The 22,910-nt window shown below is 36.5% G+C and carries 25 protein-coding genes; 17 read left to right on the top strand and 8 right to left on the bottom strand.

Annotated features, from left to right (window positions below; translation table 11 throughout):
• Window positions 1-28: 28 nt before the first annotated feature.
• Genes B9N79_RS10600 through B9N79_RS10580 form a run of 5 tightly spaced genes read left to right on the top strand, consistent with a single transcriptional unit; the run spans window position 29 to window position 3,951 of the window.
• Window positions 29-379, top strand: coding sequence for a DUF485 domain-containing protein (locus B9N79_RS10600; RefSeq protein ID WP_046217339.1), 351 nt, complete (start codon window positions 29-31; stop codon window positions 377-379).
• The gene (locus B9N79_RS10595) at window positions 369-1,916 is read left to right on the top strand and encodes a solute symporter family protein (protein WP_046217338.1); all 1,548 of its coding nucleotides are present in this window, start codon (window positions 369-371) and stop codon (window positions 1,914-1,916) included. The genes B9N79_RS10600 and B9N79_RS10595 overlap by 11 nt, the downstream gene beginning before the upstream one ends.
• 38 nt (window positions 1,917-1,954) lie before the next feature.
• Window positions 1,955-2,740, top strand: coding sequence for a fumarylacetoacetate hydrolase family protein (locus B9N79_RS10590; protein WP_046217337.1), 786 nt, complete (start codon window positions 1,955-1,957; stop codon window positions 2,738-2,740).
• A complete protein-coding gene (locus B9N79_RS10585) occupies window positions 2,737-3,534 on the top strand; it encodes a fumarylacetoacetate hydrolase family protein (RefSeq protein ID WP_085118225.1) in 798 nt (265 codons plus the stop codon). The genes B9N79_RS10590 and B9N79_RS10585 overlap by 4 nt, the downstream gene beginning before the upstream one ends.
• Before the next feature lie 27 nt (window positions 3,535-3,561).
• Window positions 3,562-3,951, top strand: a complete 390-nt coding sequence (locus B9N79_RS10580) for a 5-carboxymethyl-2-hydroxymuconate Delta-isomerase (RefSeq protein ID WP_046217335.1) — start codon at window positions 3,562-3,564, stop codon at window positions 3,949-3,951.
• Between the two features lie 79 nt (window positions 3,952-4,030).
• On the opposite strand, the gene B9N79_RS10575 is transcribed toward B9N79_RS10580, so the two are convergent.
• Window positions 4,031-5,632 carry an alpha-glucoside-specific PTS transporter subunit IIBC gene (locus B9N79_RS10575; RefSeq protein WP_048896797.1) on the bottom strand — a complete coding sequence of 534 codons (1,602 nt, stop codon included), beginning with the start codon at window positions 5,630-5,632 and terminating at the stop codon, window positions 4,031-4,033.
• Between the two features lie 803 nt (window positions 5,633-6,435).
• Here B9N79_RS10575 and B9N79_RS10570 point away from each other — a divergent pair.
• The 8 genes from B9N79_RS10570 to B9N79_RS26085 all read left to right on the top strand — a co-directional run bounded on the left by B9N79_RS10570 (window position 6,436) and on the right by B9N79_RS26085 (window position 14,439).
• A complete protein-coding gene (locus B9N79_RS10570; protein ID WP_040057522.1) occupies window positions 6,436-7,212 on the top strand; it encodes a MurR/RpiR family transcriptional regulator in 777 nt (258 codons plus the stop codon).
• A gap of 134 nt (window positions 7,213-7,346) precedes the next feature.
• Window positions 7,347-7,844, top strand: a complete 498-nt coding sequence (locus B9N79_RS10565; protein WP_019394264.1) for a PTS sugar transporter subunit IIA — start codon at window positions 7,347-7,349, stop codon at window positions 7,842-7,844.
• 176 nt (window positions 7,845-8,020) lie between these two features.
• On the top strand, window positions 8,021-8,818 hold the full coding sequence (locus B9N79_RS10560) for an endonuclease/exonuclease/phosphatase family protein (protein WP_040057523.1): 798 nt from the start codon (window positions 8,021-8,023) through the stop codon (window positions 8,816-8,818).
• Between the two features lie 480 nt (window positions 8,819-9,298).
• A complete protein-coding gene (locus tag B9N79_RS10555) occupies window positions 9,299-9,712 on the top strand; it encodes an SLAP domain-containing protein (RefSeq protein ID WP_046217334.1) in 414 nt (137 codons plus the stop codon).
• Window positions 9,713-10,057: 345 nt separating this feature from the next.
• A complete protein-coding gene (gene pdxR, locus B9N79_RS10550; protein ID WP_046217333.1) occupies window positions 10,058-11,506 on the top strand; it encodes a MocR-like pyridoxine biosynthesis transcription factor PdxR in 1,449 nt (482 codons plus the stop codon).
• Window positions 11,503-12,417, top strand: coding sequence for a D-alanine--D-alanine ligase (locus B9N79_RS10545; RefSeq protein WP_040057526.1), 915 nt, complete (start codon window positions 11,503-11,505; stop codon window positions 12,415-12,417). The genes pdxR and B9N79_RS10545 overlap by 4 nt, the downstream gene beginning before the upstream one ends.
• 135 nt (window positions 12,418-12,552) lie before the next feature.
• Window positions 12,553-13,773 carry an aspartate aminotransferase family protein gene (locus B9N79_RS10540; protein ID WP_040057527.1) on the top strand — a complete coding sequence of 407 codons (1,221 nt, stop codon included), beginning with the start codon at window positions 12,553-12,555 and terminating at the stop codon, window positions 13,771-13,773.
• A gap of 501 nt (window positions 13,774-14,274) precedes the next feature.
• Complete coding sequence (locus B9N79_RS26085; protein ID WP_019394270.1) at window positions 14,275-14,439, top strand: hypothetical protein; 165 nt, start codon at window positions 14,275-14,277, stop codon at window positions 14,437-14,439.
• Window positions 14,440-14,543: 104 nt separating this feature from the next.
• Here B9N79_RS26085 and B9N79_RS10535 read toward each other — a convergent pair whose 3' ends face one another.
• Entirely contained in the window at window positions 14,544-15,389 is an 846-nt protein-coding gene (locus B9N79_RS10535) for a DMT family transporter (RefSeq protein WP_040057528.1), read from the bottom strand.
• 994 nt (window positions 15,390-16,383) lie between these two features.
• Here B9N79_RS10535 and B9N79_RS10530 point away from each other — a divergent pair.
• A complete protein-coding gene (locus tag B9N79_RS10530) occupies window positions 16,384-17,151 on the top strand; it encodes a TatD family hydrolase (protein ID WP_085118222.1) in 768 nt (255 codons plus the stop codon).
• Here the strand turns inward: B9N79_RS10530 and B9N79_RS10525 are convergent.
• Window positions 17,123-17,671: a GNAT family N-acetyltransferase gene (locus B9N79_RS10525; protein WP_085118220.1), complete on the bottom strand. Its 549-nt coding sequence runs from the start codon at window positions 17,669-17,671 to the stop codon at window positions 17,123-17,125. The two genes, B9N79_RS10530 and B9N79_RS10525, sit on opposite strands and share 29 nt — an antisense overlap.
• 195 nt (window positions 17,672-17,866) lie before the next feature.
• Here B9N79_RS10525 and B9N79_RS10520 point away from each other — a divergent pair, with 195 nt between their 5' ends.
• Entirely contained in the window at window positions 17,867-18,061 is a 195-nt protein-coding gene (locus B9N79_RS10520) for a hypothetical protein (RefSeq protein ID WP_019394274.1), read from the top strand.
• 53 nt (window positions 18,062-18,114) lie between these two features.
• Here the strand turns inward: B9N79_RS10520 and B9N79_RS10515 are convergent, their stop codons facing one another.
• A complete protein-coding gene (locus tag B9N79_RS10515; RefSeq protein ID WP_046217329.1) occupies window positions 18,115-19,413 on the bottom strand; it encodes a lysine N(6)-hydroxylase/L-ornithine N(5)-oxygenase family protein in 1,299 nt (432 codons plus the stop codon).
• A 129-nt stretch (window positions 19,414-19,542) separates the two neighbouring features.
• Here B9N79_RS10515 and B9N79_RS10510 point away from each other — a divergent pair, with 129 nt between their 5' ends.
• Entirely contained in the window at window positions 19,543-19,749 is a 207-nt protein-coding gene (locus B9N79_RS10510; RefSeq protein ID WP_019394276.1) for a hypothetical protein, read from the top strand.
• Window positions 19,750-19,789: 40 nt separating this feature from the next.
• Here B9N79_RS10510 and B9N79_RS10505 read toward each other — a convergent pair whose 3' ends face one another.
• Window positions 19,790-20,530: an NADPH-dependent oxidoreductase gene (locus tag B9N79_RS10505; protein WP_019394277.1), complete on the bottom strand. Its 741-nt coding sequence runs from the start codon at window positions 20,528-20,530 to the stop codon at window positions 19,790-19,792.
• Between the two features lie 28 nt (window positions 20,531-20,558).
• A complete protein-coding gene (locus B9N79_RS10500; RefSeq protein WP_046217328.1) occupies window positions 20,559-20,846 on the bottom strand; it encodes a putative quinol monooxygenase in 288 nt (95 codons plus the stop codon).
• A gap of 228 nt (window positions 20,847-21,074) precedes the next feature.
• On the opposite strand from B9N79_RS10500, the gene B9N79_RS10495 reads away from it, so the two are divergent.
• Complete coding sequence (locus B9N79_RS10495; protein ID WP_019394279.1) at window positions 21,075-21,392, top strand: ArsR/SmtB family transcription factor; 318 nt, start codon at window positions 21,075-21,077, stop codon at window positions 21,390-21,392.
• Window positions 21,393-21,453: 61 nt separating this feature from the next.
• Here B9N79_RS10495 and B9N79_RS10490 read toward each other — a convergent pair whose 3' ends face one another.
• Together B9N79_RS10490 and B9N79_RS10485 are read right to left on the bottom strand one after the other, a co-directional pair.
• Window positions 21,454-22,212, bottom strand: coding sequence for a YqcI/YcgG family protein (locus B9N79_RS10490; protein ID WP_046217327.1), 759 nt, complete (start codon window positions 22,210-22,212; stop codon window positions 21,454-21,456).
• Between the two features lie 61 nt (window positions 22,213-22,273).
• On the bottom strand, window positions 22,274-22,900 hold the full coding sequence (locus B9N79_RS10485) for a LysE family transporter (protein ID WP_026009704.1): 627 nt from the start codon (window positions 22,898-22,900) through the stop codon (window positions 22,274-22,276).
• Window positions 22,901-22,910: the final 10 nt, after the last annotated feature.

The following is a 22,910-nucleotide window of genomic DNA, read 5'->3' as shown; positions in this document are numbered from 1 at the left end:
GAAAGTAGAATTAAGGGAGGAAGTTAAGATGGAATTAAAGAAAGAAGCAGCTGAAACCCCTGTTTCGCTTAATTATAAAAGAATGGTAGTTTCATCTCCTTTTCAAAAATTAATAAAAACTAAAAAGAGATTTACGTTGTTCACTACCATCTTTTTCTTAGTATTCTCGTTACTACTTCCAGTATTAGCTTTTTACTCTAATATTCTAACAAAACCGCTCATTGATCCTTTCTCATGGGGCTGGGCTTTTGCCTTTGCCCAGTTTTTTATGACATGGGGAGTTTGTCATTTATATATGAAGAAAGCAGCCGAATTCGACCAAATCGCAAAAAATGTGCTAGAAACAGAAGAGAAGGAGATGGAGCGGGATGGACGGTAAAGTTATCGGACTTTTTCTCTTAGTTGTTTTTATCACTCTCTTAATTACCTTTTACACAGCTCGAAAGACGAAAGATGCTCGATCTTTTTATACAGCTGGAGGGGGATTAAAAGGATGGCAAAACGGTTTTGCTATTGCAGGTGATTTTATGTCTGCTTCTTCTTTTCTCGGTCTAATTGGAGCCATTTCCCTTTTTGGTTATGACGGCCTTTTTCTGATGTACGGGGCGCTTGTTTCTTATCTCGTCGTATTGTTGCTTGTTGCAGAACCGCTGCGCAATTTAGGAAAGTATACGCTAGCTGACATGATTACAGAGCGCTTTCGATCTAAAAAAATAAGAGCAGTCACCGCTTTTAATGCGTTAACGATATCGATTTTCTATATGCTAGCTCAGCTAGTAGCAGCTGGAGCCTTATTTAAACTTTTATTAGGTATCAACTATGAACTTTCTGTCATTATCGTCGGGATTGTTATGCTTAGCTTTGTTCTCTTCGGAGGCATGACTGCGACAAGTTGGGTGCAAATAATCAAAGCTTTTCTTCTTTTGGGCGGGACAATTTTTATCTTTATTCTTGTTATGAGTAAGTTTGACTTTAATTTTATCCGTGTATTCCAGGAAATGAAAACGGCAACACCACTTAAAGAAGCCTATTTAAATCCTGGGGCAAAGTATACAAATGGTCTTGATGCTATTTCACTGACACTTGGTTTAGTTCTTGGCACAGCTGGTTTGCCTCATGTATTAAGCAGATTTCTGACTGTTCCAGATGCAAAAGTGGCTAGAAAGTCTGTTGTTTATTCGATTTGGATTATAGGTCTCTTTTATATTATGGTTATCTTCTTAGGATTTGCTGCTGCTAGATTTGTAGGAGTTGATACAATTATGGCCGCAAACTCAGCTGGAAATATGGCCGCTCCTTTATTGGCAGAAATGCTTGGGGGAGAGACGTTATTTGCTATTATCTCAGCTGTTGCATTTGCAACGATATTAGCGGTAGTGGCAGGCATTGTTATTACAGGAGCCACCGCTTTTTCACATGATTTTTATAATGAAATTCTGAAAAATGGAAAGGCAACACAAGGTCAACAAATGAAAATGGCTCGTATTGCTTCTATTGGCATTACCGTTCTTTCCATTATCCTAGCTTTATTTGTTCAAAATATGAATGTAGCTTTTTTAGCCTCACTTGCTTTAACAGTAGGAGCTAGCTCTAATTTGCCTGTTATTTTATTTACAGTATATTGGAAGCGTTTCAATATAACTGGTGCCATCACAGGAATTCTTGTTGGATTGATAGGAACACTTCTTTTCGTTTCATTAAGCCCGAGTATCTGGAGTCCAATAAAAGGTGCTGCTCTATTTGTGGGAGAACCTTTATTTCCCTTAACCTCTCCAGGAATTGTATCGATTCCACTTGGGTTCTTAGGCGCTTATCTAGGTACCATACTTTCTACAAAACGGGAAACAGGGAATTTTGATGAAATTTTAGTGAAATCAAATACAGGAAACGATGTAAAAGGCGTAAACCATCATTAGAAACAAGCTATAAGATACTTTAGGTGAGGAGTGACAAGATGAGTAATGTACAAATAAAAAGGCATGGAATTTCATATAGGGAAGAAACAGCAATAGATCCAAGCTATACAGGAACTAGCGCTATATTCCATAAAACAAAGGGGTTAGTTCTTGATGCTCCCATAAGCGGCACAATTTATGGGACATTACTAAATTATAAAGGTACCCTAAGCTCATTAGGGGACGCTATACATGAGGCTCCTTATAAAGAACCTCCAAAAGCTCCGGTCATGTATATTAAACCAGCGAATACAGTGATTGGGCACGGCATGCCTATTCCATGCCCCGTAGACATAGATGAACTAGAAATAGGCGCATCACTTGGAATTGTCATAGGAAAACAGGCCACAAATGTTTCAATGAACGAAGCTTTCCATTATGTAGAAGGATTTACAATTGTAAACGATGTGAGTGTTCCTCATGAAAGTGTATACCGACCAGCAATAAAGCAAAAAGCTCGCGACGGTTTTTGTCCGGTTGGTCCTTGGATTGTGGAGAAGTGTGAAGTTAAAAACCCGGGTCATTTAGGGATAAGAGTATATATTAATGGCGAATTAAAACAAGAAAATACAACAAGTAATCTCATTCGTCCAATCCAACAGTTAATAGCGGATGTAACCGAATTTATGACCTTAACTAAAGGAGATGTCCTTCTTGTAGGGATTCCTGAAAATGCCCCAATAGCTAAAAAAGGGGACCACATTCGAATTGAAATCGATCAAATAGGTTTTTTAGAAAATCAAATTGTCGCTGAGGATGAAGTGAAGTTAGGAGGAAAAATATGAAGAGAGCTCGTATAGCTTATAGCGGCGGGATACATGATGCGGTTGAAGAAAACGGTTTACTCCGTCTAACTGATGGACGGCTCTTGTCAGAAGATGGAGTTATCTGGTTGCCACCTGTTCAGCCTCGAACCGTTTTTGCTTTAGGTCTCAATTACGCGGACCATGCCAAAGAACTTGCGTTTAATGCTCCAGAAGAACCGCTTGTCTTTTTAAAAGGTCCTAACACATTTGTAGGACATAAAGCGGAAACACATCGTCCAGACGGTGTTGACTATATGCATTATGAGTGTGAACTTGCAGTCGTAATAGGTCAAAAAACTAGAAATGTAAAGCGCACAGATGCCTATCATTATGTGGCGGGGTACACCATCGCTAATGATTATGCGATTCGCGATTATCTTGAAAACTATTATCGTCCGAACTTACGGGTGAAAAATCGTGATACATGTACGCCTATTGGACCATGGCTGACGGATAAGGATGATATCAAAGATCCAATGAATCTACAAATACGTACTTATATTAACGATGAACTTACCCAAAAAGGAACAACGAAGGATATGATTTTCGACATTCCGGCATTGATTGAATACTTAAGCAGTTTTATGACTTTAGATAAGGGAGACGTTATTTTAACAGGTACACCAGAAGGCCTTAAAGGAGTTAAAGCAGGGGATAAAGTAGTGACGGAAATTGAAGGACTTGGGAAATTAGAAAATATAATTGTTGGTGATTCTAAATTTAATAGAAAGAGTAAAATGAATGTTAAAGAAAGCACTGTAAATCATAACTGATAGCGGTTTCTTTAGAGGAGGGAAAAGATGCCTCATTTTATTGTGGAGTACACAGATAATATAAAGGAAGAAATAGATATTCTAACATTACTTGAGAAAGTGAATAGCACGCTCATAGCGCAAAACGGCACCTTTCCTGTAGGAGGAATTCGTTCAAGAGCAGTGGAACTTACACATTATCAGATAGCTGATGGAAAAGAAGATGATGCATTTGTACATGCTACTTTAAAGATTGGAGCCGGGCGTTCTCCAGGGGAGAAAGATAAAGTATGTAATGAACTTTTTGAGGTGATGAAGGAGCATTTCGCTTGTTTGTTTGAAAAAAGATACTTAGCTCTTTCAATGGAATTAATGGAGTTTAGTGAAGGGGGAACGTACAAACAAAATAATATACATGAACGCTTCAAGCAATCGTAATAAAAAAAACAAACAAAAAAGCCGTATCATTCAACAAAATGGTACGGCTTTTTTCACATTTATAAATATATAGAAAAACTTATTGAGCATTAGCTTTGGTAATAAACCGCTCAACTCTCTCTCTTACTTGAGGAACAGAAAGGCCTATAATGACTTGAATAGCGGTACCTTTTCGGACAACCCCATGGGCACCACTGGCACGAAAATCGGCGTCTGTTTGTACTTTTGTTTCATCAATAACGCTAACACGCAAGCGGGTTGCACAATTTGAAACATCTGAAATATTATCCGCTCCACCTAACGCCTCGAGTACAAGCAGAGCTTGATTAGAATAAGCATCTGCAGGGGCTGCATCCTTATTTGAACCATGTTGTTTTTGGGCTTTATAATCTTTCTTTGTATAGAGTTTGGCATCGGTTCCATTTTCTTTTTCACGACCTGGGGTTGCCACATTCAGCTTCACAATTAAGTAACGGAAAGTAAAGAAGTAAATAGCGGTAAAGGAAAGACCAATCATCCATTGTTTCACGTAAGTCATCCAATGATTATGAAAGAGTGGTATCCAATTTTGAGTTGCCATTTCGATCATCCCCCCGCCCATGTTTCCAACAATACCAAAGGCATACATAGTCGCTGCCATTATCCCCGCTAAAAGAGCATGTACAATAAATAAAAGTGGGGAAATGAAGAGGAAAGTAAATTCAATAGGTTCTGTTATACCAGCAACAACAGCCGTTAAGGTAGCCGGTATTAGTAATCCAGCGACTACCTTCTTTTTCTCTCGTTTGGCAGTTGCATAGATAGCCAATGCAATTCCCAAAACACCAAATATTTTTGAATTCCCATGAAGAGCGAATCCTCCTTGAGGGAAGAGTTCTTTCAATGATAACGCACTAGAAGCATATTGATTGAGATGTTCGATCCAATACGTGTTAATCCCACCGTTTACTATAGCTGGTCCATAAATAAATGGAGTATACACAAAGTGATGTAAGCCAGTTGGAATTAAAGCTCGTTCCAAGAATGTGTACAAACCTACTCCAAAAACGCCTGAAGAAACGAGAATACCTTGTAAGGATGCGATGCCTCCCTGAACAATGGGCCAAATAAACGTAACAATAAATGCAAGTGGAAGCATGACAAAAAATGAGATAAAAAAAACATAAGTAGAGCCTTGAAAAATCCCTAGAAAATCGGGTAGTTTTTTATCAAAATAACGATTATGAATATAAACAACAATACAACTGACTAAAATGGATCCTATAATACTTGTATCTAATGTTTTAATACCAGCTATTTCCGTTAGTCCGCTTACACCGCCAATATCGGCATTCATATCCACACGGAATTTGTTTCCCCAGAGAGTCAAGATAGCGCTTACAAAATAGTTAAATGTTAAATATACAACAAGTGATTCCATGCAGGCTCTGGCTTGAGCTGTTTTTGCTAAGGCAATTGGAATTCCGATTGCGAATAAAATGGGCATTTGTCTAAATACTGTCCATCCACCTTCTTGAATGATATAACTAAACTTATACAAAAGACCATCAGGATCTGCAAGATTACCCATTAACTGAGGGTTTTGAAGTAAAATAGTTAGCCCCACTACTATACCTGCGAACGAAAAAAGCATAACGGGTACATACATTGCTCCGCCGAAACGTTGAACCGCTTTCATCATAAAATAAAACCTCCTCATTCAAATAACAAAAATAATTCCTTGATGCTCAAAAACCATAGGAAACAGGCAGGGTCTTGCTTTCTCAATGCTATTTTGATTACATATGATTTCCTCCTTCATAGTAGGGAACGTTTTCCTTATTTTCACACACATATTTTCCTTTCAGCAATAATTCGAAAGCAAACTGGTCACAATCACTATTATTGTGATTTTTCACAGAGGATGGGAATTTTCTCTTGTTCACCATTAAATGTAGAGAAGTAGTATGGAGAAGGAGGTTAAGAAGGAAAAACTTTTATTCTGCTAAGCATTTAAAATAGCTCATATACTCAGTTGCTTTTGTGTTTCAATCAACTATGAATTGGGCCCTGATGTCTTTTAAATTTTAGAGTTCATTGAGTAAATCTATCGTTGGTGGGAAAATTCCTAGAAGATGAGAAAAAGAACAAAAACTGTGATTAGGCCCATAATGCTTGTGATTTATTGTTGCCTTTTTTTACATATGCTATAAAGATAATGCAAGCGGTGACAATATTGAACAGAAGGTATATAAAGAAAACTTTAATAGTTATCACAAGGGGTGAAGTCCTTATAAAACAAATATTGTATTTCTATTTCTTAGAACAAATCATAAAGAACCGCACGGAATTTTAGAGTATATTTTAAAATCTATATTAATGAATAGGGGTAAATAGAAAGATATAAAAATCATGAAAACTTCTTGTTCTTTTGATTTTGCGTCCTCTCCTTTACGTATTAAAGAATGTGATAGAATATAAAAAACTGGGGAGGGCATAAAAATAATGAAGTTAGAAGAGTTAATTAACAAACACTATAATCAATTACATGAAAATGATTTTCATATCTTAAAATACGTTTTAAATCATAAAAGTTCGTGCTATGAGTTAGGAATCAACAGTTTAGCAGACAAATGCAATGTTTCTCGTTCATCCATTCTCCGCTTAGCCCAAAAACTAGGTTTTAGTGGTTATAGTGAATTTCGTGTTTTTTTAAAATGGGAAGACCAAGAAGGACCGAGTGAGCAAGTAAGCAGTATGGAGGTATTGAGCACAGACATACAAGAAACTCTAAAATATACGAAAACCAAAAATTTTCATGAGATATGTGAGCTAATAGAGCAATCTGAGCGGATATTTGTTTATGGAACTGGGGATTTACAGTTGAATTGCGCATATGAACTACAAAGAATGTTTCGTGCTGTGCAGCGCTACTTACATGTTATACGAGTTCATTCGGAGTTTGAGATGATTATCAGAGATGTAACGGTTCGAGATGTTATTATTATTATCTCCTTATCAGGTGATACACCGATAATGGTTCCTACAGTGCAATCGATCGTTTCTAAAGGAATTCCCTTCATTTCTATAACAAATTTAAGAAATAACGTGTTAGCCAGAATGACTCCCTACAACTTATATGCTAATTGCTCAGAAACTAAGTTAAGTGATGGCACTACAGTTCCGACTTTTTCTACCTTTTTTATTGTTGGGGAAACATTGTTTCGAAAGTATGTTGAGTACCGACAACATATTAAAGTGTCTCAAAATGAAGAATCCTAATAAGTTATAACAAAGAGAAGAAATCTATTAAAATATACAAATTTAAGTACTATACATATATCTTTTTGAAACAAATGAATCGTCTTTCACCACATGTATCAAAGAACTATTCTAAAACATAGGAGCTGACATAAATGTTTAAAAATTTATTTCAAAAGAAAGTCAAAACTCAAACAGAAGAAATATATTCGCCTCTTAATGGAGAAGTTATTTCCTTAGCAGAAGTACCTGATCCTGTTTTCTCAAATAAAATGATGGGAGATGGTATAGCGATCATCCCAAAAGAAGGGAAGCTTGTATCCCCAGTTGAGGGTAAGATCGTTCAAGTTTTTCCAACTAAACATGCGATAGGAATTAAGTCTGTAAACGGCGTAGAAATTCTAATTCATGTTGGATTAGAGACAGTTGATCTTAGAGGTGAAGGATTTGAAACATTTGTAGAAGAAGGACAATCTGTAAAAGTAGGCGATGTGTTATCAACCTTTGATATCCATTTCTTAGAAAGTAAAAATAAAGAGATTGTTACCCCTATTATTATTACAAATACTCTAGAAAAATTAGATAATATGGACCAAGTCTCTACTTCAGAGGTGTCACGACAAGAGTTACTTTTAAAGTGTAATTTAAAATAACTTATTCTAAATAGTCAAATGGCTAAAAACAAATACGTTTTGTTTTAATAGATAGATTGTAAATCTTTTAAAAAAGGAGGAGTTTCTCCTCCTTTTTAATTGCTACAAGAGGAAAACCTTTTTATTCAACGTGCGCTTTAACCGAATACCTAAAGTCAATCGGAGGTATAAACTAAATGAAAATCTTAACTTTAAACTGTCATTCCTGGCAGGAGGAAGATCAAATAGAGAAAATAAAGTATTTAGCGCAAATCATCCAGGAAAAATCATATGATGTTATCTCCCTACAAGAGGTAAGTCAATCTATTGATAAGCCATATATATATGACAATATAAGAGAAAACAATTTTGCACTCGTATTGTTACAGGAACTTAAATCATTAGGTAGTACTGAATACTCGTTCTTTTGGGATCTTGCTCATATGGCTTATGAAACATACGAAGAAGGAGTGGCTATCCTAACAAAGCATCCGATGATAGAGAACCATTCATTTTTTGTTTCTAAGGGAACAGACGTGATTAATCATTGGAAAACACGAAAAATTGTCGGTACTACAATTACATACAATAACAAACCTATTTCCTTTTACTCATGTCATATGGGATGGTGGCATGATGAAGAGGAACCATTTAAAACTCAAGCAGATCACCTTCTTCAACATGTAAAGAAGGATGAAACATTCTTTCTGATGGGAGACTTTAACAACAATGCTTTTCTTAAAGGAGAAGGCTATGAATACTTGCTAACTCATGGTCTTTATGACACATACCATCTTGCGGAGAAAAAGGATGAAGGAATTACAGTGAAAGGTAAAATTATGGGTTGGAGTGACAACAAGGAAGACTTAAGAATTGATTTAATTCTAACAAATAAATCTGTTCAGGTAGAATATTCAAATGTAATCTTTAATAATACGAACAAATTAGTTGTATCTGACCATTTTGGCGTGGAAACGAAAATAGTTAAATTATAAAAATGAGAGAAGCTTTTGATAGGAACGCGGTTTGATATGATATTGTATATTGTTATCTTACGTATAATAGTGACTACTTCATCATACATTTTTTGTTAATACAATGTTCTAAAAGTTAACTATTCTAAAATAAAAACAATTAAAAAGCACATACTTAAATGCTGAAAACCCTTATTTACAAAAGGGAGAAAAATACATTTAATTTTGAGGTTCATATGGAAAAGCTTAAATAATTTTTAAGCTTTTTTTGGTTTGTTACCACCTTATTGATGAAGAAGGGTTCATCATTTCATATTGTTCAAGATAAAGTTTTCTACGCCCGTTCTATAAAGATAAACCGAAATTATTTCTTAATATAGTAAGATTATGAGATAGAATTGAACAAGGATATTTTCATTCATCAATGAATGAGACAAATTAGTTTAATTCAGTCTTTCTTCTACTTATGTTACACTTAACCTTCAAAAGGTGGTTATAATCATGCGACAATTACAATTTGAAACGTCTTGGGATAGAGCATTAGCTGATCAGGACCGACAAAATATTAAAAGAATTTTTAATGAAACAAAACATCTAAAAGACTCCGCCATTTTTTGCTCTCCCATACGAGAAGCAATCAACCATAACGAAGACCTACTAGTGACTGTATTGGTCCATAATTGTACGGATTATCTTTTTACTTTTATGAACACAAGGTTACTTTACAGCATAGGGGGAGAGGTGATCGCAGACAAGGTATTCACTCTACCTGCGCTGACTATTCCACCTGAGGTAAGTATGCCCTGGACCTTTATATTTCCAAAGGATAGTTATACACCGCAGATCACTTTTGAAAATGGTCAATTAGAGATACTTAAAAAGATAGAGGATTATCAAGAGGGAATTATAACCTAACATAAATAAAAAGGATGCTGATGAACAGTATCCTTTTTATTTATGTGAATTCACGACGCTAGTTTAGGTGCAAAGACAATCTCCATTCAAAATTGTAATTCTGCTCATATTTCGGTTGCATAGGAAAATGTGTAACCCGGGAACAGGGAGTTATTTTATAACGCGGAATATCGCTAAAGTAAAAGAAGGAAGATAAAGTGAATTTTAAATAACAATATTATCTATATGTATAAACTATATAGATGGGGAATAAAACCATACCGCTAGTTAAAGAAAATACATATGTGGTGGACCTTTTGAGGTAGCGTTGACTTATGTAAAAATGATAGCAAGGGGGAAAAGGAAGTGTTTAATGATTTTAAGCTTACGGATAATCGGCCGGTTTATATTCAATTAAAGGATTACTTTAAAAAAATGATTATGAAAGGACACCTGTTGGAGGACCAGAAGCTTCCATCTACCCGAGAACTCAGTAAATTATTATCGGTCAGTAGAAATACTGTTCTCACAGCTTACGCGGACTTAGAACAAGAAGGCCTCATTTATGCGATAAAGGGGAAAGGAAATTTTGTAGGGAAAGTCGATGTATCCAAAACACCATCTATAAAACTAGACTGGAAGGAAAAGGTCAATACCGCTACCTTGCTAGCGGATGAATTAGATTTGATGAAACATGGTGTTCGCTGGGAAAAAGGAATGATTTCATTCAATAGCATTGCGCCAGACGAAAAGCTTTTTGATATGGAAAACTTTAAAAGGGCTTTTCTCACTCGGATGTCAATTGAAGGAGATATTGTTTTGAACTACGGATATGCAAAAGGTTATAAACCCCTAATAAATTACCTTCTACACTATATGGAAATGAAAGGGATAGATATTTCGAATAAGGATATTCTTATTACAAATGGCTTCACTGAGGGGCTGGATATCCTCTTGTCTTCCCTAACTAAAAAATCAGGACGTATTATATGTGAAAATCCTACTCATCATACCGCATTAAAACTTTTTCGATTACATGGACTTGAGGTCCATGGGATAGACATGAAGGATGATGGTATCGATATTGATCAAGTTGAGAAAAGCTTATCACAAGCGGATTTTGATTTTGCATATTTAATTCCGTCCTATCATAATCCGACCGGGATTGTGACCTCCTCTGAAAAAAGGACCAAAATCATGAAACTCTTTTCAAAATATCAAATTCCTATTATAGAAGATGGTTTTAATGAGGAGTTACGTTACTCAGGTTCCCATCTAGCACCTTTATTGACTTTCGCCGGATCTGGAAACAACGTTATTTACATCAGCAGCTTTTCAAAAATTCTTTTTCCAGGCTTACGTGTTGGTTGGATTTTAGCAGATAAAGAATTAATTCACTGGCTGGAAAGTATGAAAAGAGCAAGGACTATTCACACCTCCACACTGGATCAGGCAGTGCTTTTTCAATATTTGCATGATGGCTATTTTGAAAAATATTTAAAAAAAGCGAAGGCTGTTTATAAGAAGAAATATGAACTATCCCTTCAGGCTTGTAATCAATACATTCCATTAAAGAGAATAACGGGAGACGGGGGACTTCATCTTTTTATAGAGTTAGAAAAAGAAATTAATACTCGTACACTTTTGAAAAAGTGTTATGAAAAGGGAGTTGTTTTTTCTCCTGGGGATGTTTTTTACACGGATGGAAGAGGAGGCAATACGTTTCGATTAGGGTTCTCTAGATTGAACGAAGAGGATATTATCCAAGGAATTAGAATAATTGGTGATACATTGAATGAGGAGTTGGAAAAATGAGAGTTGGCGTTATTATGGGAGGAGTGTCTTCCGAAAAACAAGTATCCCTCATGACAGGGGAAGAAATGATTGCACATTTGGATAAGAATAAATACGAAGTTTTACCTATTAAATTAAATAACAAAAAAGATCTTATTGAAAATATAAAAGATCTTGATATTGCCCTATTAGCTCTTCATGGTAAATATGGGGAGGACGGCATGGTTCAAGGTACTCTAGAAATTCTTGACGTCCCATACACCGGAAGTGGAATGCTATCCAGCGGGATTTGTATGGATAAACATATAGCGAAAAAAATGATTCGTTATGAGAGGATTCAAACACCAGATTGGATTCACCTTTCCAATATAGAAAATCTTCAATTAGATGAGATAGATAAAATGGGGTATCCATTAGTCGTAAAACCAAATTTAGGTGGTTCTAGTATAGGAGTAAAAATCGTAAACAATCAGGATTCCTTACTTTCCTCTCTTGAAGAGGTATTCAAATGGGATTCTGAAGTAGTCATTGAAAAATATATAAAGGGCGAAGAAATTACATGTTCTATTTTGGACGGAAATCTCTTACCCATCATTTCAATTCAACATACGGCTGAGTTTTTTGATTATCATACGAAATACCATGATAGTGCTACGATTGAGGAGGTTATCGAACTTCCACCTCCAATCCATGATCGCGTCTCTGAAGCTGCAATGTCTTGCTATAAAGCGTTGAAATGTAGTGTTTATGCTAGAGTTGATATGATTATAAAAGATGGAATTCCGTATGTTATGGAAGTGAATACATTGCCTGGAATGACAAAAAACAGTTTACTTCCTAAAAGTGCTCATGCGGCAGGAATTCCCTATAACAAGCTGTTGGATATCATTATTGACACCTCCTTGCAAGTTAGGAGAAGCGAAGGTTTCTAATCGCATATTACAGTAGAAGATTAAAAATATCATAAACTCAAATTATAGAAGATGATGGTGCTGTAAATTCAATCCAAAAGTTGGCTCAAAATTGTGTATCGCTATGAATGTGACAGCACCTAAGGGGGATCAGTTATGATCAATTGGTTTCAATTAGATAAAGAATATTTAATGTCTACGTACCTCCGTATGCCAGTGGCTATAGAAAAGGGAAAAGGTTGTAAGCTTTATGATGTCAACGGTAAAGAATACCTTGATTTATTTTCTGGTGTAGGAGTGAATATATTAGGCTACAATCATCCTAATATTATAAAGGCTGCCTTTGAACAAGTTGAAAAGTGTTTACATCTTCCTTTTCATTTTTCGAACCCAGTTGCTATTGAATATGCTAAACAATTGGTTGATTATTCTTTAAGGGATGGGAAAGTCTATTATACAACCTCTGGCGCGGAAGCTACCGAGGCAACCTTAAAACTAATCCACAAGTATAGACATCTAACAAATCAAAAAAGGGATGGAGTGGTTGTACTCAAAGAAAGTTTTCATGGACGTACATTAGGTGCTCTTCATTTTACAAGACAAGAAAATGTATATCAGAATTTCCCTCGTACATCTATTCCCGTATATGAAGTGGAACGCGAGAATTTAGAGGAACTAGAAAGAACAATACTCAAGAAAAAACCGCTTGCTCTTATGCTTGAGCCAGTATTAGGAAGTGGTGGGGTATATCCTTTGTCAAGGGAGTATTTAAAAGGTGTCGAAGCGCTTTGTAGACAATATAATATGTTATTTATTGTTGACGAGGTGCAAAGTGGTATAGGGAGAACGGGAAAATTGTTTGCTTATCAGCATTTTGATATTACTCCTGATATTATTCAATTCGGTAAAGCAGCGGGTGGAGGTACACCATTAGGAGGGATAATAGTAGGAACACGACTTTATGATATATTCTCACCAGGTGACCATGGAACAACATTCGCCCATTCTCCACTTGGTACGGCTTTAGGGTTAGCGGTATTAAAAACATTAATTGATGATGGTTTAATGCAAAAGTCTTATGAAATGTCCTTATATTTAAATGAAAAACTTCAAAAAATACAGATGGAACATTCCTCTTTTATTAGAGAAGTACGTTATTGCGGCATGATGTTTGGAATCAGTATGCATGACACTCATAAAAACGTCAAAAAACTGCAACTAGAATTACTGAATAAGGGAATGTTAGTGGACGTTACAAATGGAAATACGATTCGTTTACTTCCTCCGTATATCATTACAAAAGCAGAAATCGATGAATTTATCAATCAGTTTATTTCCTGCATTCCAAAATCAGTAGCCTTGACAAGTGGCTTGTGATATATGCTTAATTCACAATAAATCCCACTTTTGATTAGGTCTTAAGCTAAGTAATGTAGTGTATTATAATCTATTTTTTGATTATACAGTGTTCTAAAAGTTAAGTATTCTAAAAAATTTGTATTTAAATAAAAATAATAAGTGAAAACCAACCTCATTGTTTATGCAGCGTTAAACAAAGGGATTGGTTTTTTGCTTTTCAAGGCTTATAGATACGTTGTAGAGCTAATTCAAACAGGAGAAGGCATAGGGCAATAATCTTATAATAAGTCCAAAATTCTTAGTAATAATTAAAGGAGTATTTGTACGTTACCAATGTTGGGGCTCAATTTAGGTTTGACCCTTACTATCTGCATGCTATTATAGAACGGAGATTGCTCTTTTAGCTCTGGATCTGGAATAAGCGGCATCTTCTCTTGTGCACACAAACCTTGGCAATTTGTACGATACTATGAAAGAATAGTTTAATAACTGATGATTATATTTACAAAGGAGAAAGAGATGAAGAAATTTGTAATCCCTTTACTAGGTATCACAAGCTTAACCATAACTGTATTTCTATATTTTAATACACAAGGACATAGTAGTGGATATGTACAGTGGGGAGGAAATAACCCTATAGATCCAACCTATGTAGAACGTCTTCAAGGGAATGGTATTCCTTAAAAATGAAAAGGAATACGTTATATATTCCCGTTATATTTTGCTGTACATTTATAGATATAAAGAGAGCCTCTTAGTTAGATAGAGGCTTTTTAGTATATAATCATTTATAATTTTGTTAATATTACTCCGCATAGAGTGAGAATAATCCCGACTAATTGATATCTTTTAAGTTTCTCCTTAAAAATAATGAGGCTTCCAATTAATACAACAACGCAATTTAAACTAATGATCGGATAAACTACACTAGACGGACCTTCTTTCAAAGCAAACAAATAACAACTATATCCAATAGTACTTAATACACCAACGAGTATTCCTATTTTTATTTCAATCCTATGAGCAAGTGATTTCTTTAACTCCTTGCGAGCTAAGAAACTTAAATAAACAGCTCCGCCTCCATACATTGAAACAAGCATTTCCATAAAACTATAGTGCTCATATGTACCATATTTCATAATTACACCAACCATACCTATAGATATAAGAGCTAAACAACAACTTAAAAGCCATATTTTATAGTCCACCATAATGGCTTTTTGGGGTTGGTACTGAATAATCATAGCAGCAAATATAATAATGAAGATTCCAATCCAGTTTGTTAAAGGTATAGATTGAGGAAATAAAATAGATGTAGCTATGACCACGATTACTGTGTTCATAGCAATAATGGTAGAAGTGATACTAGCAGGTCCTTTTTCAAATGCTTTTGACATTTGGATGTTCCCATTAGCATTTAAAATCCCGATTAGAGCGCCTGTTAAAATAGGAAATAGATGAAACTTAAAATTGCCTGTAATAAACGTAAATGACAAGATAATAATAAAAGACATCCAATAGAAGAAAAGTTGAATGCAAACTTTATTTAAATGCTGTTGAGCACCCCATTTAAATAAAGTATTATTCACTCCAAAGCATAGAGCCGTTCCCAAAGCAGCTAGAAACCATAACATTTTCATTAAACCCCTTTAAGTAATTTTCATATCAATAAATTATACCTCACATAACTTATTTTTCAATATTTAAATTATACAGAAAATAATTAAATCTAAAAATCAAATGATGTAAGGAAAAGCGGCTAAGTGATAAATTTACTTTATACAATATTTTACATTCGTGATTCTTTACAATCTGTAAAAAGCTCAATAACAAGCGGATAAAGGGGAAGAAGCGCTCGTTTTCATCTCCTCCTAAAACTAAAACCTTTTTTTGATTTCAAGTCAATTTGTTACTCTAAATTCAGACCATATCTTTTAAAGAAGCGGGCTTTCTCAACACCTTAATTTACTAATTCATATACAAATACACAGCGAATTCAATATTCTGAGACAAACGAGATTCGCCATTTAATCATTTCTAAGATAACCTTAGGATTTTAATGTACCAGTGGAATATACCAAATGAGATGTAAAAAATGATCAAAATGCGCTTAACTCATTAATAGTGATTGTAATATGTGTTTTTACATTAAAATCATGAGGAGTTAAGACATTATGAAGCAAGATTTATAAAAGCGGCATAAAAGTTTAAAATAAATGAGAATGTTAACACGAAGAGCTGGAGCTTACATCTAAAAACCAAAAAGAAAAACTTCTCTGAGAAACATGAGTATAGGGGATAAAGAAATAAAGCCTCTTCACTTTCTTCAATTTTCTAGTTTACATAATATATATTATAGGAAGTTGAGTAAAAGAGCGATTTCTCATCTCATAAACTAAGTTAACTTAACGTTTTGAGATGAGAAAAAATAAAATGCTTAGGAATTTTATGCGATTTTAGATGATTGCTTTTCATCTCATTCATTGTGAGTTTACGCACAGAATCAGTCCTAAATAAGGTTTTTTATATTTTCGGTGAATCATCTAGTTTAAACAAGAATTCTTTTCGAAGGCGTCTCATTTCTTTATAATAAATGATAACTCTTATATACATAAAGGATGATTTTAGATGATTGATGCGCACCTGCACCTTGCTGAATACTCCAATATTCTAGAACGAATTAAACGCTGGCAAGATTATGGAATTACGGGCGTTGTAGCTGTTTCAACAGATTTAACTTCGAGTTATCGTACATTAGAATTAAAAAGCCGCTATCCGAACTTCATTATTGCAGCCGCTGGTTTTCATCCAGAGCATCCGCTTCCATCTTCTCGTGATCTCCATGAGTGGCATGATTTAATGAGTCATGAAACGTCTCATTTCTCAGCTATAGGTGAAGTTGGGATGCCACAATACCGTGAAGATGCCTTTCATCCGTACGTTAAAGAACAATACGAAGCGCTATTTTTAGAGATGGTCCAAACGGCTAAAACGTATCACCTCCCTCTTCTTTTGCATGCGGTTCATACGGGTGCTCCGCTTGTTTACCGCCATCTTCAAGCACATAAGATTAAGAAAGCGCATTTTCACTGGTTTAAAGGCGATGAACAGACAACGCAACACATTATAAATGCAGGCTATTATGTCTCGGTAACGCCTGAAGTGTGCTACCGGAAACGAGATCAAGAGTTAGTGAAGCGTATTCCGCTTTCGCAGCTTCTTCTTGAGACAGACGGTCCGTGGCCTTTTCAAGAACGGTTTGCTCACTGCGAAACGTCACCTTTATTGCTTCCGCATGTCGAAAAAACGGTGTCTTCTTTAAAATCCCTTGATCCTCTCGTGTTGAGAGATAGGATAAAACACAATATTAAGAATTTTTTTTCAACGAAAGCGTAAATTCTTCTTTAAGAAGTGAATAAAGTTCAAGATCTACTCGGCGTCCCTTCAGCTCTTCATATGAACGAAGTACGCCTTCTTTTTGAAATCCAAGACTCTCTAGTAAGTAACGTGACCGATGATTATGAGGATCAATTTTTGCTTCAATACGTTTTAAGTCATATTGATGAAATCCTGTATGAAGCAGAACAAGAAGCGCCTCTTTCATATAGCCATGGCCCCAGTAGTCTCTACTTAATTCATAGCCAATTTCCGCTCGGTGATGATCATGATTCCATTCATGAAATCCACACGTACCAATAATGTCTTTACTATCTTCGGTAACAAGCGTAAAATGATGGCCTTTTCCTCTCTGTGTTAACACGATAAAAAATGAAATCATCTCTTCTGCTTGATGGAGTGATGTTAAGGGCTCAATGTCCATGTATTTCGTTGTTTCTGCATCAGACCACACGTTAAAAAGAGACGAAGCATCCCCGAGCAGCATCGGTCGTAAACGAAGTCTTTTGGTTACAAGCATACGTTTTTCCTCCCATTTCTCTCTTTTCTCTCATTTTTATTATTTTAATATATGATAATAAAGGCAAAATGCCAAAAAAAACGGGGTTTTATAAAATAATTATTTTTCTCATATAATAAATAAAATGTAATAAAAGATTAACTTGTCGATGAAATATTTGTCATTTACAATAATAGTGAAGGAGGTGTTGGGTCAGTGATTCTTTCTTTCCTGTTCGATCATTCCCTATGGCTGTATGGAATTCTCGCGGGAATCGCTTTTATTGGAATTGGTTTTTTGGCAACGCTGTGGTTTTTAACTTCAAATGTTGTACAACGCCCGTTTCGTCCATTTCGAAACGAACTAGCAGGAATACAAGAAAAAGAACACCGCTCTCATCACAAGTCCTAAATTCATTGGTGAATAAGAAAGCCACACAGCCTGTTCTGTGTGGCTTTCTTATATTATAGCTCTTCTTCCTTTGGGAAAAAAGTTTGAAATACCGAGTTTTTCGGAATACGAAAATGTTCCTTTCCGGTCATATGGTGTAAAATGGTCGCATTTCGGTATGGAGATAAGCTTAAATTTGTTGCTCCAGAGCCGTGCGAGTATTCTAGGTTTGTAAGCGTGTAAAGATGTCCCTTGCTTTCTTCTTCTCTTACAATTCGGTAATGATCATCTACTTTAAATACGTGTTCATCTTCCCATACAATTTTGTTTTCGAATCGTTCTAACCAGTGAGGGATCCGTGGTTTATAACCTGTAGCTAAAATAACTTTATTGGAGTGAACGTGAAAAGTTTCGTCTTTCTCTGTATGATGAAGCGTAAGCGTGTAGCCTTCTTCTTTTTCTTCGATATCTTCAAGAGACGTTGTTTGCATAATCGTGGTAGTAAGAGATTCCCCATCAATTGATTGATGATAAAGCTCTTTATAAATGGACTCTAGCAAAGATCCTTTCACCCCGTGTCGTAGCTTTGCTAAGTCATCTAATGTGCCTTTTCGCTTGTTAACAGGAAGTGTTCGGAAATAGCGGATATAGTCTGGCGAAAATAACTGCTGAGCCATTTTAGCAGATTCCATTTGAAAAAAACCGCCAGAACGTGTATACCAATTTAAGGTGAACGATTCGTCTCGCTTTCGCTGTAGAAGGTCATAATAAATTTCAGCAGCGCTTTGACCAGAGCCGATAATTGTGACGGTCTCTCCTTCTTTAATCTCCTCTTTTCGATACAGATAGCTGCTTGTGTGAAATACATCATGTGAAGGTAAAGAATGCACAAATTCCGGAACATTTGGTTCATGCCCTGTTCCAAGTACAACATGGCGTGTTTCGTATGTTTCTTCTTCCCCACTTTCATGGTTTTGCACCTTTACCGTGTATCCATCTCCCGTTTCTAACACGTCTGTGACTTCATGACGCAAACGAAGCGTTGGGAGCTGACTTCCGGCCCATTTCAAATAAGAACTAAACTCTTTTCGTGGCACTTCAAAGTCTTCAAAAAAGAAAAAAGCATGAAGACGATCATGTTCATGAAGATAGTTTAAGTATGTATAAGGACTTTTGGGGTTTAATAGCGTGACTAAATCAGCTAAAAAAGCGTCTTGTAGCGTTGTACCATCAAGTAACATGCCTGGATGCCACTCAAGGGAATCTTCCCGCTCAAATACAAGAACCTCTAAATTCTCTATTTCTTCAGCAAGAACGCCAAGTCCTAATCCATAGGGGCCTCCGCCGATAATTACTGCATCTAGTTTTTTCATTCTATCTCTCCTTTTTCATTCCGCTGTATAAAGGATTATTCCCCGCCTCCTGAAAAGGAAAACCTAGCATGCATAAAAACGAGGCGCTGGGGACATATCAACAATAAAGGAAGAAAAAGGAGCGAGTTTATGTGGGATAAATGGATTTCTGCTTATATTACCCTTGCGTTAATCTCAGCAAGCGTTGTAGTCTTTTTTATGAACATATTTTTTCCAAACTTATTAAGTGCAAACCTCATAATGGTGCTGATTGCTGTTCTTTGTCTCGCGGTGTTTTTAGCCATTTTGCAAGCGGTTTTTATTATCATTAAGCTTATAAAATGGGACAAATCATAAAAAACGAGGAGACAGATGTTGTCCCCTCGTTTTGTTGAATCTATTCTTTCAAGCTGAAGCCTTGTTTGTTCAGCATTTCTTTAATATGTGGATAGTAAACGCGTGTATAAAGAGAAGAAATGGTTTCTGACCATGTGCGCGTTTCTTTTCCATTTGTGCGGTTTGTCATATAAGCCGAGATTTGTTCATCGTATTGTTGAACGAATCCTTTAAGATTATTGTTGTATTTTTCAGCATGACGTACAGCTTCTTGCGGGAAGCGCGGTTTTTTCGCTGAGCGGTCTGCCGGATGACCAACAACAAGACCGCATACAGGAAATACGTATTCTGGAATATCAAACAGCTCAATCATCTCGTCCGCACGGCCGCGCACTGCCCCGATTGGTACTGTACCAAGCCCCATAGACTCAGCCGCTGCTGTTGCCGTTCCAACAGCAATCCCCACATCTGTCGCACCAACAAGCACCGCTTCTGCTCCGTCTGTCACTTCTAGCTCTGTGCCTGTAAGCTCTGTTGCGATTTTCGCACGGTTAAAATCTGCGCAAAATAAAAGGAATACAGGAGCTTGCTCAATCCACATTTGACCTCCTGTAAGCTCTGCTACCTTTTTCTTTGTTTCAAGATTTTGCACGGTAATCACTGTAACTTGTTGACCATTAATAGAAGATGGCGCCGCTTGTACAGCATCAATAATCGCAGTGAGTTGCTCTTCTGACACCGGTTCATTCGTATACTGACGAATAGAACGATGATCGTTTAATGTTTCAAGTACTGAATTCATAATGATCATCTCCCTTTCTTTCGACACATTAGACGTTCTTTTCAAATTTTTTAGCTTGTAAAGGACCTGCAAGAAGTTCTTTTGCTTTGCCTACAAATGCTACAAAATGAGGAGCTCCATTATGAAAAGCTACAGCTTCTTCGTCTTTCCACTCTTCTAACATTAAAAATTCATTTTTGTTTTCTGTGCTTTCAAATAGCGTATAGCTGATGTTTCCTTCTTCATTGCGCGTTCCTGCAATTAACGCTTTTGCTTCTTGTAAAAACTCTTCGCGCTTGTCTTCTCTTACTACCATTTTTGCTTCGATTCCGATCATATGAGATATCCTCCTTTAGTTTGTTCGGCTTTCATCGAACTTTAAAATCATTCTTTCCCTCTTCTTTTTCCCAAAGAGAGATGAGATTACACGTTTGTTATTCGTTCTATAAGTATCGAACAATGAAACTTTATCACAAAGGAATTAAGACTGCAATCATTTTGACCTGGGAAATGTTGAGAAGAAGAAGAAGTAGCTCTAGCTTAGTAAGTATGATACAGTAAATCTATGAGAACACCATATCAACCATCAAGACAAGATATTAAATTACCGTCTGTTTTACATGCGCTGAGCGATCCGCTTCGTTTGAAGATTGTGAAAGGACTTTCGGAAACAACAGAGCAATATTGCAGTCCTTATTTACATTTAAACGTCGCAAAATCCACGCTTTCCCATCATTTTAAAGTGCTAAGGGAAGCGGGTGTGATTAAAGTGCGTATTGAAGGAACGCAGCATTTCTATTCTCTTCGAACGGAAGATTTAGAAGCGCTTTTTCCTGGTCTCCTTCCATCTGTCCTGAGAGCAGATGAGGCGCATATGGAGTAAAACAAATTAAAAAGAGCTGAAAAAAGAGAGGTTTTCTCTCCTTTTCTCGGCTCTTTTTACGCTATTTAACATGTTTTTCTTTCCAGAGATATTCAAACGGACATTTTGTAGGAGACGTTTCATCATCTGTGAGGAAATACTGCTTCCACTCATAGTTATTTTCTGTTCCGTACACGTTCAAATCTTGATGAGGACCAATGCTATCATAGGCAGCAAGGCGCTTTCTGATAGCTTCTTGTACACGTTGACTTTGTTGCTTTGATGCATTATTAAACGTCTCTAATACCCAGCGTGGTGTAATGGCCATCATCACGCACGGAAAGGAACGACTTTGACGTCTTTGGTGGGCTGGAGTGGCGCAATACATAAAATATCGCTCACCGTGAAAGCAAAATTCCCATGCTGAATCGTTTGCATCTTTTGGAATGTGCGTTGGCCACTCTTTTTCATCTTCTCTGGCAAGTGTATTTAACGTATTCCAAAACCAGTGATAGTAGTCCTCAATTTCATACTCTTCCACTACTTCTTCTGGCGTTTCGGCAAATATAATTAAGGAAGCGTATTTCCCCGTCGAACGAGAAATCGTTGTATAGCGGGATAACAGCTCTTTTAAATTTTGAGCTGATTCTTCTGTTCGGATATCACGTAAAAATCCATACCGTAATTGGTTTAATGCAAATCCTTGCGTAGCTGGAATACAAGGGAAAGGTGCTTTTTTGTCAGAGAGCTTTTCACTAAAACGAGTAAACACATCTCGCTCCCAAGGCTCTAACAAGGTTGGATTTTCTTCTAGCGTTTCTTTTGTATATAGGATTGTCATTCTTGATTCCTCCTCTGTTACAACTTATTACCAGAAAGAGGAAAGGGTGACTGTCCAAGATTTAAAACAACGTATGAAATGCTTTTAACCCGAAGTAACAGGCAAATCCGATCATAAAAAGCGCTGAGCAGCATGAAATCATAAAGAATAAGCCGGGTGTCAAAAATCGACGAGCGCTACTTCCCATAAAAGCCATCCCTATATCCCATAGCATAATCCCGCCAAACATCGCAAGGCTACTTAACAACATTTGACTTGTCCCATACTGATCCGCTGTTTGAGCCAAGACCGAGCCGTAAATCCCAATCCAAAACAGAAGCGTTAACGGATTAGACAGCGACATTAAGAAGCCTGAAAACGAGGAACTCCAGAGTGTTTTATCTTGACGAGAACGCGTTGAAAGATCCGCTGAGCGCGCGTTCCACAAAATTTCAATTCCTGTATAAAGAAGCACAAAAAAGCCGAAACACCATAAGAAGGTTTTGACAATTGGGGCTTCTAAAAAGTGCACAACTCCGAAAAAGATCAGCATCATATACAGAACGTCGGCTACAAAGGAGCCAAGTCCAAACACCCACGCATGCATAAATCCGTACCTCATCCCTTTATCAAGCTGTGCGGCTGTAATGGGTCCCACAGGAGCAGCAAGAGACAATCCTAACAGAAATGAACTAATCCATAAACTCACCACACGGTTC

Source organism: Priestia filamentosa, from assembly GCF_900177535.1.
GTDB classification, from domain to species: domain Bacteria; phylum Bacillota; class Bacilli; order Bacillales; family Bacillaceae_H; genus Bacillus_I; species Bacillus_I filamentosa.
This window is presented reverse-complemented; position numbering and strand designations above follow the sequence as displayed.